Raw genomic sequence first — 12,817 nt, 5'->3', positions numbered from 1 at the left:
ATATATAAATTGATGATTGCATTTTAAGAATATGGGAGGATTCCGCCTTATGAAAAACGACGGTAGCTTAAGTGTCAAATTATTCAACAACGTGGACATAATGTATGAGGGGAAAAGCATTTTTAAGGAAAAACAGCTTACCGCCAAGTTAAAGTCCCTGCTCCAATATTTTCTTATTAATCATTCAAATGTTTGCAAGCCGGATAAAATTATTGAGGATATATGGCCGGACAATGAATATAACGAAAGAAAAAAGGTCTTACAGACCTATGTTCATAGACTCCGGAACGCTTTTTCAAAGGACAATGCCTTTAATATGGATTTTTCTGACAAGATATCCATAATAAACTCTAAAGGAAATTATATTTTTAATGTGTCAGACGACATCGTATTTGATACGGATATTCTTGTGGAGCTTGCGAAGGAAACGGAAGGCATTGAAGATTATCAAGAGCTTATAAACATGACAAAGAGACTTGGAGCAGTGTATGACGGTCATTTTCTTCAGGATTGTCCCCAGGAAAAAATGGCTATCCGCCAGAGAAATTACTATCTTCAAATTTACTGCGGTGCTATAGCCAATATATTGGAAAAACTGAGGGATATGGAAAAGTATGACGACATCATATCCATCTGCGAGAGCTTTTTTAAGCTTGAGGAGCTTGATAATCTTATTAATACGATATTTTTAAGCACTCTTATTAAAACCCAGCAGATAAATTATGCTGTGCGCCATTACAGCTATCTTGAAGACAAAATGAAAACTACATACGGCATACCGATGCCGGCGGAGCTTACGGCAATCATAAAGGATTGCGGAAATGTTGATTTTAAAGCTTCTGAAGAAAAGTTGGACCCTGAAGACCAAATGAAATCCATGATCAGTAACCTTATAAGCGAAAGATTGAGAGATGCTCAGGTGGTATATTCCTTCGCCCAGATTACATTAAAAACGAAGAAAGATAAAAACATTGACGGCAGCATAATTGAAATAATGCTTAAAAACTCCCTAAGAAAAAATGATATGTATACGATCATAAGTTCAAAATCGGCTATGGCGTTACTTTATGAATTGAAAGAGGAGCATTTTAACACAATAAAACAGAGAATCATAAGCTATATTAGCAGAAATTATTCTCCTGATGAAATGACTGTCGAAGTAGAAATATGGCCCGTAACCAATATACTATAGCTTCTGATTTGGATTAAAAAAAGCCCCCAATATTGGGGGCTTACCCTTTTAGAGATAGTATTCAGATTAATGGGGGAGTTCTGAAATAATCAATCTAATTAAAGGGAGATGACGCACACGACAAGCGTCAAAAGGGTGTTACTATGTTTGGAGTGGAGCGGCCATATTATTACAGGGGGAAGCTTGAATAATAAAATAGCCTGATTTATCCGGCAATGCTCTTGGTTAATTTATTACAAGGAAAGAGATAAATTGGAAAACACAGCCTGTATATCAATCAAGCTTTGAAATACAAGGCTTTATCTAAAGCAAGCTAGCTTGTTTGCTCTAGCTAACTAATATTATACCATAAAAAATTTATTTGTACAGAGTAAAATTAAAAAATTATAAAAAAATTTTTATGAATAAAGAAAGGGATTTGGGCCTAGAATCTCCCTTTAAGCTGCCTATATAAAAAACACCTAAAATATGGCGCTTGACTTTTGCATAGGGAACTTTATTATAGAATATATATAAAGCAAAACAAGATTAAGGTAATGACAAAAATCTATTTTCATGAACGGCTTAAATATATAAAATATTTATATATTTAAGCTATTCATAGTCAGCAAAGAAAAGTCTTTGTTGACTATAAGGGAACGCTCACTGAGCTTCACTGTAAGTATTTTTGGATTCACTAAGCTAAGTATTAAATATACGGTTTTTTGTTACTGTTATTAATTTGTTTTACTATGGTAAATTGATTTAAAAGGTTTATAGTCGGATTACGATGATATAATATGGATAAAACTAAGCAAAGCTTAGTTTTATCCACGAATATATTTCACAAAGTGAAATGTATGAGCAGAACTTATATTTATGATAAAATACCTTATTAATTTACTTTTACTTTATTCTAAGCCTTCTGTGACCTTATACTTATGGCAGAATAAAAGTAAATTGACTATACATAAAAAGCGGTGAAGAATTTTTAAAATAAGCCTTTATGAATCTGTCTCTTATATTTACAAAATAGCCTCCATAGATTTAGTAAAAATGCAATCTCTGTTTTGAAAATTATATATTTGAAATAAATAAGGTTTTAGGTTAAAATGTTTTTATGTATGGTTTATATTTTGATAAATTGCTTAAAAATCGGGAAGATATATGAATTGTTTTAAGCTGCATTGGATAGTGTTTCAACAAGCAGTCTATGCTTGAGACACAGATTAAGGAGGATAACTTGATGAAGACCATAGGTATTATTGGCGCTATGGATGAAGAGGTTTCTTATTTAAAGTCACTTCTTGAGATGGTCAGTGTAAAGAATATCCTGGGCATGGATTTTGCCATAGGAAAAATGGCTTCAAAGAGCGTAGTCATCGTAAGAAGCGGAATCGGCAAGGTTAACGCCGCAATCTGCGCTCAGGTTCTTGTTGATATGTATGGAGTGGATTATATAATAAATACAGGAGTTGCCGGAGCCTTAGGGAAGGGAATTTCCGTAGGCGATATTGTAATATCTAAAGACCTTGTTCATCACGATTTTGATTCAACAGCCTTCGGAGGATATGAGCCGGGGGAAATACCGAGGCTGAATAAGGTGTTTTTTGAAGCTGATGAAGACCTTATTGAAATTGCTTTGAAAGCTTCCGCAGAGGCGGCGCCTAATTCCAAGGCCTATACAGGCCGCATCGCCTCAGGCGATCAGTTTATATCGAGCAATGAGCAAAAAGAAAAGATAATATCCAGATTTAAACCTCTTTGCGTGGAAATGGAAGGGGCGGCCATTGCTCAGACGGCTTACCTTAATAAAATCCCCTTTATTGTTATAAGGGCAATGAGTGATTCCTCCGAAGACGGGGCAGCGGCATCATACGAAAAGAACAAGGATTTTGTAGCGAAGGTATGTGCTGAAATAGTAGAAAAGATGATTGCAGAAATTTAACAACTAATGAAATTTGGATTGCTGTTCCAATTAAAACCGGTATTTTCTAAGTTCATAATCAGCCTTCAAAGTAGGGTTATTTTGTTCTTTAAATCCGTACCTTTCATAAGCAAAAATGCCGCCGCTTTCCATAGGGAAAGCGGCGGTTTTTGTTTTAAAAGCATTACTTTTTATGAATTATAAAGTTACCGAATTTATTCAAAGCTTCCGAAGCCAAGACCTATAATTTTAGATGAATTTGATATGGTTATGAAGGCTTCCGGGTCTATTCCCTTTATATAGTCTTGAAGGCGTTTTGCCTGGCTCCTGTTAAGGACGGTTGTTATAACGTCTCTTTCTTCACGGTTTATGGCGCCCCTTGCCTTATGTACGGTTGCGCCCCTTTTTATTTCATTGCAGATGAACTGCTCAATCTCCTGATTTTTATTGCTTATGATAACGACGATTTTTCTCAAATTAAGATTTTCAAGGAAGCTGTCAACCACAAAGGAATTCATCATAAGGCCTGTAAGAATCAAAAGGCATATTTCCATGCCGTATATATATCCTGCTGAAAGCGCTATGAAAAAATCGCATATTAAAAGGCTTATGCTTAAGCGTATTTTAAAAAGCTTGCTTATGATTTGAGCGATGATATCTGTGCCTCCGGTTGCGGCGCCGTAATTATAGATAAAGGCTACGCCTATCCCTGGGAGGAATACGCTGTAAACAAGTTCCAGAAGCTTCTGATTTGTAAGAGGCGTAACTACAGGCATGAAATGTTCAAGGCCCATAACCATAAAGGTTATGGCATTAGAAACATACAGCGTTTTCATAACAAAGGTTTTCCCTAAAAAGATAAAGCCGAGAAACAGGAAAATAATATTTAAAAGAAACATTAAAGAGCCTACGGGAAGATTCGGATAAAAATAATTAAGGACGATTGAAACACCGTTTATGCCGCCAAGGGCAAATTTATTCGGGTTTCTGAAAAAGTGCAGCCCTACGGAAATAATGATAATTCCGAAGTTTATTATTAAAAAATCTTTAAAGCTGTCAATTCCCATAGCAGACATAATTTTTTTGAAAATCATATGAAGACCTCCGAAGTAATTAATCTTAACAAAAAAGTAATCGAGTATAGCAGAGAAATTATATCACTGGAAAAATAAAAAGTACATAGTAAATATATTCGTATAATTAAGGCTATTTTCCTGTATTATTTAGAACCGACAATAAAATTAAGCATATGAATTAAGGGCATTAGCGGTTATTTCGCTGCAATAGGTTTAAGCGGCCAAGGCTCTAGTATATTTTGCCATAATAATAAGGATTCCTTGTGAAAAATCTTTTAGATGGACTGCCGTTTATAAGTTTTCCTTAAGTCTATTGTAAATAAACCCGGCCTTTTTAAGTCTATTTATTATATTAAATTTTAAAATTTTTTTTGCTTTTAATAAAGCTTTTAGGGCAGTAATTTCAAAGATTTTTATTTATAGAGCTGTATGCTATATGAATTAATTTCCCATTAATATTTTAAATATACCTCTATATGTTGATTTTAATAGGTCAAGGATTTATAATATTTAGCTAAGACAGTTAAATATGCAGTAATATAGTTAAATTATTTTGATGGAGCTATGGATGGATTATATAAACGTATCGGCAAATGCTAAGATTAATATTGCTCTTGATGTTTTAGGCAAGCGGCCTGACGGTTACCATGATTTAAGGTCGGTTATGCAGACGATAGACTTAAAGGACAATATCTATATAAGAAAAATATTTACCCCTAAAATAAAAATAGTATCCAATGTGCGGTTTTTACCTACAGATGAAAGAAATCTTTGCCATAAAGCCTGCAAGGCGCTTTTTGATAAGTATAATCCCGATTTTGGGGTATATATAGAAATAGATAAGAATATACCTGTGTCTGCGGGGTTAGGGGGAGGAAGCGCAGATTGCGCCGCTACCCTTATAGGGGTTAAGGAGCTTTTGAAGTTTCCTGTATCCTATAATGAGCTTTTGGATATTGGAAAGACCCTCGGGGCAGACGTTCCTTTCTGTATGGAAAAGGGAACCATGCTTGCCGAAGGCATCGGTGATAGGCTTACAAGGCTTACAGACCATCCTCCAGTATATATTCTGCTTGCAAAACCCAATGTAAGCGTTTCAACGGCGAAGGTTTTTTCAAACCTTGTTATTGAAGACATTAAAAGAAGACCGGATATGGAGGCCGTCATATCCGCCATAAACAGAAAAGACTTAAAGGCAATAGCTGAAAACCTCAGTAACGTTTTGGAAACAGTCACTATAAAAGAATATCCCATGATAGAGCATATAAAAAGAAGAATGACAGAGCTTGGCGCCCTATCTGCTTTAATGAGCGGCAGCGGTCCTACGGTATTCGGATATTTTGAAAATAAAGAAAATGCGTGGGAAGCATTAAAGCAAATAAAATCGGAATTCAGGCTTAGAGAAATATTCGTTTCAGGAATATCCTAGGACATATAATTTATAATATTAAATATATAAACCGGGTTTTGGCTTTTCGGATGCGCTCTAATATTAAAACGGAGGAGTTGTTAAAGGCATGAGCAATATGGAAATAAATATAAATGAGTATCTGCCCTTAAGAGATGTTGTTTTTAAAAATATAAGAGATGCAATATTAAGCGGCTCTCTTAAGCCCAATGAAAGGCTTATGGAAAAGGAGCTTGCCGACAGGCTGGGCGTAAGCCGTACTCCTGTTAGGGAAGCTTTAAGAAAGCTGGAGCTTGAAGGCTTCATAGAAATCATTCCGAGGAAAGGCGCAATCGTTAAGCAGGTTACAAGCAAAGAAATAAAAGACGTATTGGAAATAAGAAGCGTTCTTGAGGCCCTTGCGGCAAAAAGCGCCTGCTTAAAAATCACAGAAAACGAAAAGGCTCAGCTTTTAAAGGCCAAAGAGGAATTTGAAAATGCCGTTCGCTCAAACAATGTGGACCTTATGGCTCAAAAGGACGTGGAATTCCACGACATTATATTTAATGCAACTAAAAATGAAAGACTTATGCAAATAATAAATAATCTTAGAGAGCAAATATACAGATACAGAATAACCTATCTCTACGATAAAAAATATCTTGAAAACATTGTTAAAGAACATGTGGAAATATATAGCGCAATCGTCAATAAGAACGTTGACGGAGCTGAAAAATCTTCAATGGACCATATAAACAATCAACAGAAGGCAATTACGAATTCTCTTATGATGTAATTATATAAAGTTCAAAAAAAGCATGACTCTGTCATGCTTTTTTGTTTTGAGCTTATAAAATAAGGAAATACAGTAAATTTATATAGCATTAAGGAATAAAATAAGCTCTTCATAAAGAAGGAACTAAAACCGATTTCCTAAAGAACAAAGTGAGATTTGTTTTACAAATATACCTTTATTTGCATAAATCCTGGCCCGGTACATCTAAGTTCACAAGACTATTCATTCTGCAAAACCATATCATAGGTTTTCTCAATTAAGTCGTATACCCGGGGTCCTGCGCCTTCGGCTGTTCTAAGCAAAGCCATGATATAGATTGCTTTATACAGGTCTTTTGTTTCTATTGATTTATCTTTTTTTAATAAGGAAAGATACTTCTGGCTCATTCTGTTGACGTATTCATATAAAATTACGTAGGTTCTTGCAAAATCGAAAATAGGATTGCAGACGCCTATATTAACCCAGTCTATGATAAAATATCGGTCATTTGAAAACATGACATTATTAAAATGAAAATCAAGGTGGCAAAGGCTGTCTTTATCTTCTATTTCCTTAAGCAGCTTCAATCCGAGGGTTTTATATTTATTCTCATAATCTATTTTTTCAAGCTGACTAAAAAATCTTTCGGTTATTTTAGGTAAGTCAATATTTTGAATTAAATGAATCTCTTTTTGAAGGCGGATTAAATCTTCTACGCCTTGCTTATAGCCTTGACTTTTTATCCTTTCTCCCAAGGAGATTCCGTCAATATAATCCATCTTAATAACATAAGGGTCTTCCGTTTTAAAATAATTGACGACCGGCAGATTGGTTTTGCATAATTTTTGTTGATTTTCAATTTCATATTCAATCCATGTTACCGGATAAGGCGGCTTATAGACTTTATATGCAAAGCCATCGTAAAGATAAACTGCTGCCTGTTTTCCCATGCCTATTTGCTTCTTTTCGGTTTCAAATTCATTGTGCATTTTAACAACTCCTGTAATCTATAGTGAAACAAATTAATTACAGTAATAAAAACCTGTATATCTGATACTTGATGACCCTAAAAACACTTACAGTGAAGTTAGGTGAACATTTCCTTATAGTCAATAAGCTTCTTTTCATCTTTGTTGCCTATGAATGGCTTAAATATAGGGTTTTTATTACTACATTAATCTTGTTTAACCTTAATAAATATTTTCTGCTCTGATTTTAAAATCAAACGAAACAACAAAAGTTGATTTTTAATCAGTATATCACAGGAGCGGTATAGTGAAAATAGGAATCACAATGAATCATTATCTATAACTTTATCCTTAACAAAGATAAAAAGATATTTGCTGATGATAAGAAGATGCTCTTTTAAAAAATGGTTAATAGTAAATTTTTTATAAAGAAGTAACAAAAACCTATTCGCTATGGATTCAAAAACACGGCTTTTCTTAGGAAACGGTACATTTTTGAATCCTCGCGAATATACGGTTTTTGCTACTATTTAACTTTAAATTTACTATACAAGTTTGCTTTTGCATGATTTTTTACCTTTGCTTCGTATAAATAAAATCCTTAGTTTTTTTCATTTTTCTTACATTTTGAAGGCATGCTTATATTTGCTTGCAATATCCTTCAATTTTTTATAAAATATACTTAATTATACAAAAATGGGACATGCAAGAATAATTTATTATAAATGATAAAATCGGCTTTATTAGCCAACCACCGGGAGGGTATGTTATGAAAAAAATGATCAGGCAGGCTTTTGCTGTGTCTCTTGCGCTTATATTAACGGGGAATACGATGGTTTTCGGTGCCTCGAGGTTCAGTGACGTTCCTGAAAGCCATTGGGCTTACAGCTCTATTATAAAAATTGCAGACAAAGGAATCATGGTAGGTGGAACATCGGGAGAGTATAAGCCCAATAATCCTATTGATAAATTTGATACTTCAAGGATACTTGCCGTTGCGGCAGGATATAAATATACGAATCTTACCGATGCGGAAAAAGCCGAATATAACAATGCCTATGAGAAAAACAAAGGGATTTTCAATAGCTATAAGGCATCCTTTACAAAGTGGAATTCCTCAGCCGACAAGGAAATAGCCTATCTTCTTGAAAAAGGCATATATACAGAAAGTGACCTTGCTCAATTTGTGATTAAAAATGACAATAGGGAAAATTTAAGGGCTCTTTCAAGACAGGAAGCAGCAGTATTTCTCGTAAGGCTCATAGGAAAGACCAATGAAGCTTTAAGCGCAAACTATAGCGATACATTTTCAGACGACGGCAAAATAAGCCAGTCTGTAAAGCCTTATGTATATTATTTAAAAAATAAGGGCGTATTGGCAGGGGATACAACCAACAGCTTTAACCCCAACAGTGCTGTTACCAGGGCTGCCATGGCGGTTATGCTTGATAAAACATTAAGTATTAAAGAAAACCCAGATTCTGCCAATAACAATACAAGCAATTCCTCCAATACAGATTCAGAAAGCATTCAGGTAGAAACCATAACAGGAACCATTGAAAGAGTGCATACTTCTTTAAGTGCCATTCAGGTAAAATATTCCGGCGGCGACATAAAGATACATAAAATCGATAATACGGCAAAGGTAACTGTTGACGGAGCGGCGAAGAGCATATTAGAGCTTAAGGAAGGCATGAAGCTTGAAGCCCTTTCTAAAAACGGAACATTAATAGAAGTAAAAGCGACGTCTTCTTCCAGTCCAAGCTCAGGAAGCGAGACCCAGACAGGAACAAATGAAAATAACAATACATCTCAGAATAACAGCTCTCAGACATCAAAAACTACTGTTGACCAAGAGATGAAAAACGACGGCATATCAGAAATGGAGCTTAGGACTGTTGCGGGAACAATTGTCGATGCTAAATCCTTAACCGGCGGAAATAAATTGATTACCATAGAAGTTAAAATTATAAGCCCTACAGGAGGCATCATCTCTGAGGGCCAGAACTACACCGTAACCTCAGGCACTAAAATAACAAGAGGGTATAAGGATACGGACTTTTCCACAGTAGCTAAAAATGACATTGTAAAAGCCAAGGTATATGGAAACAAGGTGTATTATCTTGAGCTTGAAGAAAAAAGCAGGCAGCTTACAGGAACAGTTGTTGACAAGCGTACGGAAAGCGTTCTTGGTACTCAGTATTATCAGGTAGAGGACAAGTCCGGCAATGTATATGAGTTTGTGGTAAATAACGATACGGTCCTTAGAAGAAAGGAAATGGGCGAGGTTAAATTCGGCGATATAAGAATAGGCGATACCATTGACCTTATATCGGAATACGCTAATATCGTAGAAGCCTATGCCTACGGAAGCAAAGGCTATTCCGAAGGCATCATCAAAGAGCTTCACATTACAAGCGGCGGAACTTATATCATGCTTATGGACGATACGGGAAAGACTGAAAAATATTATGTTATCGAGGGCGCCTTTGATGTATATACCCTTAGGGTAAATTCCAGAGTAAGGCTTAAGCTTGATTCCAAGGAAGTAGAAGCCGTAAGTATTTTACAGGAAGCAAAGGCCAATTATTATACAGGCTATATCAGCAGCATAAGCACAAGATATTTTATACTTAGGTCAACCTATGGAAACACCAGCGACACTATAAAGGTTTATTACGACAGCAATACCATCGTTACCGACTCTATTGCAGGGGATACCGTTTCAGTAGGAAGCCTTTATAATAACATGAAGGTTTATGTAACATTTTCCGATTCGGAAAATAATGCAAGAACAATAACTATTCTTTCTAAATAGCTCTTAATACTTACAAAAAGACACGAACTCAGAGAACAGGGCAGCGCTGGTAAGATGCTCTGTGAACTTAGAGCGTGACGGTTTGGATTCACTTGCAGTCTAAACTTTGTTGGAATAGATAAGTCACAAAGGATCGGATGGATGTATATGTCTGCAAAAAAGAGAAGGCCTCAAAGTAAGCCTAATGCCGAGCCTGCGAAAAGACAGCGGGGTACCGTAAAAGGGATAGAAAACCGGGTTGGCAAGCGCACTCCTGCTGAAAGCATGGCTACGAAATCCATTAATTTAATAAAGCTCGCAAAAAGGCTCAGAGGGAATGCCTTTATTTTCCTTGGAATATTTATCGTAATAGCCTTAACAGGCGGTTTAATTTATGCGTCGACAAATAAAAATGCTTATGCAATAGAAATCGACGGAAACAAGGTCGCTACCGTAAAGAAGACCGGAAAGCTTGATGTAAAGGAAATTGAATCCCAGGCCGTACTTAAAATAAAAAATAGCCTCGGAACAGATATACTGGTAAACGAAAAGATTTCTTTCGTGCCCGTCCATGCATCAAAAAAGGAGATAAGCTCTCCTGACGAAGCCATAATGAAAGTATCCAATAGCCTTACATATAAGGTTGAAGCCTGCAAGATTGTTGTGGGCCAAACGGATATGGCTATTTTAAAAAATAAAGGCGAAGCCGACAAGGTGCTTGATTCCTTGATGGAGCCTTACCGCAGAGAAGGCACGAATATTATCGAAGAGGGCTTTGTAGAAGATGTAAAAACAGAAAACGTATATGTTTCCTCAGATGAAATTATTACTGTGGAAAAGGCTCTTCAGATATTGACTACGACCTCTGAAGCGGCAGAAACTTACACTATAGTTGCAAATGACACCCTTACAAAAATAGCGCAAAAGGCCGGCATGACGATGGAGGAGCTTCTGAAGGTAAATCCCGGCTATAATATAAACAGCTCCCTTAGAATAGGCGAGGAAATGGTTTTAACCATCGATAAGCCCATTGTATCCGTTCGCACAGTGGAAGAAAATAAATATAAAGAAGTAGAGCCGAAGCCGGTTCAGACTTTAAATAATCCTAATCAGCCCAAAAGCTACAGAAAATCCGTGCAGTACGGAAGCGACGGTGAAGCTGAGGTAACGGAGCATATTATCAGAATAAACGGCATAGAAAGCGAAAAAACAGCTGTTGACAGGGTTATCATTACAGAGCCTGTTCCTGAAATTATAGAAGTGGGAACAAAATAAAAATTCATAAATAAAAACAAGTCTTGCAGGAACGACTGGGTACATAAGAAAGCAATTGCTTAATACTAAAATAATAAGATAGCTAAATGAATGCTATTTATGACAGCCCATGATAATCTCTCCATTAACAGGCAAATCAGCACAATATAAAATAAAAACATAATTTAATAAAAAGGTGATGAATATCCGGCGTGTCGGATACCACAAAATCGGTGGTGTAGATGCGGCTGGAAAAGGGTAAATAAAATCAATTCAATAGGTAAAAAACAACTGTTCAGCAGTTTTGTTTTTGTACCTACTGTTTGGTTTTATCTTACTCTCAAACTTATCTTCGCCTTAAGAAGATAAGTTTGAGAGTAAAATCTACGGCTTTTTTATTTGACTAATTTAAAGGAGTGTTTTTATGTACAACAATATTCTTATGCATTTGAAGCGTCCGGCTCCCTATCAGCAAAGCCAGGTTAACTTCTGGAATGACGAACATATTTCAAAGCATATGCTCAAGGCCCATCTTGATCCGGATTGCGAAGGAGCGAAGGAGCAAGCCGCAAATTAAGCTTTATTGAACAGTCTGTAAAATGGATTCAAGAAATCATGCCGTCTTTCGAATATCCCAAATTACTAGACGTCGGCTGCGGGCCGGGGCTATATGCTGAAAGGTTCAGTAAAGCTTTTTATGAGGTAACAGGAATTGACTTTTCAAAGCGGTCAATAGCCTATGCAAAAAGTTCTGCTGACAAGCAAACCTTAGAAATCACGTATGTTTATCAAAATTATCTGGAAATGGATTATAAGGATAAATTTCATTTAGCCACGTTTATTTACTGTGATTATGGCGCGCTGTCAACCGAAAATAGGGTGGTGATACTAAGAAAAATATATCAGAGCCTAAAAAGCGGCGGAAAGCTTTTATTAGATGTATTTTCTATGGTGAAGTACAAGGAGTTTCAAGAATTAAAAACTTGGGAAGTTCATGAAGAAGGCGGTTTCTGGAGTGCAGAAAAATACCTTTCATTGCATGGACACTATCGATATTCCGATACTGTGACTTTAGAACAGACCACGATAATTACAGATAAAGAGATTAGGGAATATGATATATGGAATTGCTGCTTCACCCCTGAAACTTTGATAAAAGAAGCGCATGCAGCAGGATTTAAGAACATTGAATTATTTAGCGATGTTACGGGCAAGCCTTATGTGGAAAGTAGTCCAACCATTGCAATCCTTCTGGAAAAATAGCAAAGGCTTCGATTAAAATTAGCAGGGGGTCCCCGTCGGATGAAGAAATTATAAATCAGAAGCTTTATAATTATTATTCCCAAAACTCATAAATCCTGATATATTATTTGCAATAGATATATGGTTATAACCTGCAGCAGAGTTCAGTATGAACAGGTATACAGTATTTTACACTTCATACATTAGGTCAAAAAGAGCA

General features: G+C 36.0%; 10 protein-coding genes. 8 read left to right on the top strand and 2 right to left on the bottom strand.

Annotated elements, in window-relative coordinates; genetic code table 11:
- Positions 1–49: 49 nt before the first annotated feature.
- Both NBX03_RS12710 and NBX03_RS12705 read left to right on the top strand, forming a co-directional pair.
- Positions 50–1,192, top strand: coding sequence for a helix-turn-helix domain-containing protein (locus NBX03_RS12710; RefSeq protein ID WP_250228138.1), 1,143 nt, complete (start codon positions 50–52; stop codon positions 1,190–1,192).
- A 1,225-nt stretch (positions 1,193–2,417) separates the two neighbouring features.
- On the top strand, positions 2,418–3,119 hold the full coding sequence (locus NBX03_RS12705) for a 5'-methylthioadenosine/adenosylhomocysteine nucleosidase (protein ID WP_250228137.1): 702 nt from the start codon (positions 2,418–2,420) through the stop codon (positions 3,117–3,119).
- A gap of 194 nt (positions 3,120–3,313) precedes the next feature.
- Here NBX03_RS12705 and NBX03_RS12700 read toward each other — a convergent pair whose 3' ends face one another.
- Positions 3,314–4,192: a YitT family protein gene (locus NBX03_RS12700; RefSeq protein WP_250228136.1), complete on the bottom strand. Its 879-nt coding sequence runs from the start codon at positions 4,190–4,192 to the stop codon at positions 3,314–3,316.
- A gap of 550 nt (positions 4,193–4,742) precedes the next feature.
- Between NBX03_RS12700 and ispE the strand changes: the two genes are divergently transcribed.
- Together ispE and NBX03_RS12690 are read left to right on the top strand one after the other, a co-directional pair.
- Complete coding sequence (gene ispE / locus NBX03_RS12695; protein WP_250228135.1) at positions 4,743–5,603, top strand: 4-(cytidine 5'-diphospho)-2-C-methyl-D-erythritol kinase; 861 nt, start codon at positions 4,743–4,745, stop codon at positions 5,601–5,603.
- An 88-nt stretch (positions 5,604–5,691) separates the two neighbouring features.
- The gene (locus tag NBX03_RS12690; protein WP_250228134.1) at positions 5,692–6,357 is read left to right on the top strand and encodes a GntR family transcriptional regulator; all 666 of its coding nucleotides are present in this window, start codon (positions 5,692–5,694) and stop codon (positions 6,355–6,357) included.
- A 218-nt stretch (positions 6,358–6,575) separates the two neighbouring features.
- Here the strand turns inward: NBX03_RS12690 and NBX03_RS12685 are convergent, their stop codons facing one another.
- Positions 6,576–7,325: an aminoglycoside phosphotransferase family protein gene (locus NBX03_RS12685; protein WP_250228133.1), complete on the bottom strand. Its 750-nt coding sequence runs from the start codon at positions 7,323–7,325 to the stop codon at positions 6,576–6,578.
- A gap of 748 nt (positions 7,326–8,073) precedes the next feature.
- On the opposite strand from NBX03_RS12685, the gene NBX03_RS12680 reads away from it, so the two are divergent.
- The 4 genes from NBX03_RS12680 to NBX03_RS12670 all read left to right on the top strand — a co-directional run bounded on the left by NBX03_RS12680 (position 8,074) and on the right by NBX03_RS12670 (position 12,618).
- Complete coding sequence (locus NBX03_RS12680) at positions 8,074–10,122, top strand: S-layer homology domain-containing protein (RefSeq protein WP_250228132.1); 2,049 nt, start codon at positions 8,074–8,076, stop codon at positions 10,120–10,122.
- A gap of 147 nt (positions 10,123–10,269) precedes the next feature.
- Positions 10,270–11,376, top strand: coding sequence for a G5 domain-containing protein (locus NBX03_RS12675; RefSeq protein ID WP_250228131.1), 1,107 nt, complete (start codon positions 10,270–10,272; stop codon positions 11,374–11,376).
- 403 nt (positions 11,377–11,779) lie between these two features.
- Positions 11,780–11,932 carry a hypothetical protein gene (locus tag NBX03_RS15980; RefSeq protein ID WP_323373236.1) on the top strand — a complete coding sequence of 51 codons (153 nt, stop codon included), beginning with the start codon at positions 11,780–11,782 and terminating at the stop codon, positions 11,930–11,932.
- A gap of 38 nt (positions 11,933–11,970) precedes the next feature.
- Positions 11,971–12,618 carry a class I SAM-dependent methyltransferase gene (locus NBX03_RS12670; RefSeq protein ID WP_323373235.1) on the top strand — a complete coding sequence of 216 codons (648 nt, stop codon included), beginning with the start codon at positions 11,971–11,973 and terminating at the stop codon, positions 12,616–12,618.
- Positions 12,619–12,817 lie beyond the last annotated feature (199 nt).

This window comes from Anaeropeptidivorans aminofermentans (assembly GCF_940670685.1).
Lineage (GTDB): Bacteria > Bacillota > Clostridia > Lachnospirales > UBA5962 > Anaeropeptidivorans > Anaeropeptidivorans aminofermentans.
The sequence above is the reverse complement of the archived record's forward strand: the minus strand, read 5'-3'. Positions and strand labels throughout refer to the sequence as shown.

What these genes read in the sequence shown, in the direction of transcription:
- NBX03_RS15980 (WP_323373236.1), top strand. Translation starts at nt 11,780, where the DNA reads ATGTACAACAATATTCTTATGCATTTGAAGCGTCCGGCTCCCTATCAG.
- ispE (WP_250228135.1), top strand. Translation starts at nt 4,743, where the DNA reads ATGGATTATATAAACGTATCGGCAAATGCTAAGATTAATATTGCTCTT.
- NBX03_RS12680 (WP_250228132.1), top strand. Translation starts at nt 8,074, where the DNA reads ATGAAAAAAATGATCAGGCAGGCTTTTGCTGTGTCTCTTGCGCTTATA.
- NBX03_RS12685 (WP_250228133.1), bottom strand. Translation starts at nt 7,325, where the DNA reads ATGCACAATGAATTTGAAACCGAAAAGAAGCAAATAGGCATGGGAAAA.
- NBX03_RS12705 (WP_250228137.1), top strand. Translation starts at nt 2,418, where the DNA reads ATGAAGACCATAGGTATTATTGGCGCTATGGATGAAGAGGTTTCTTAT.
- NBX03_RS12670 (WP_323373235.1), top strand. Translation starts at nt 11,971, where the DNA reads ATGCCGTCTTTCGAATATCCCAAATTACTAGACGTCGGCTGCGGGCCG.
- NBX03_RS12675 (WP_250228131.1), top strand. Translation starts at nt 10,270, where the DNA reads ATGTCTGCAAAAAAGAGAAGGCCTCAAAGTAAGCCTAATGCCGAGCCT.
- NBX03_RS12710 (WP_250228138.1), top strand. Translation starts at nt 50, where the DNA reads ATGAAAAACGACGGTAGCTTAAGTGTCAAATTATTCAACAACGTGGAC.
- NBX03_RS12690 (WP_250228134.1), top strand. Translation starts at nt 5,692, where the DNA reads ATGAGCAATATGGAAATAAATATAAATGAGTATCTGCCCTTAAGAGAT.
- NBX03_RS12700 (WP_250228136.1), bottom strand. Translation starts at nt 4,192, where the DNA reads ATGATTTTCAAAAAAATTATGTCTGCTATGGGAATTGACAGCTTTAAA.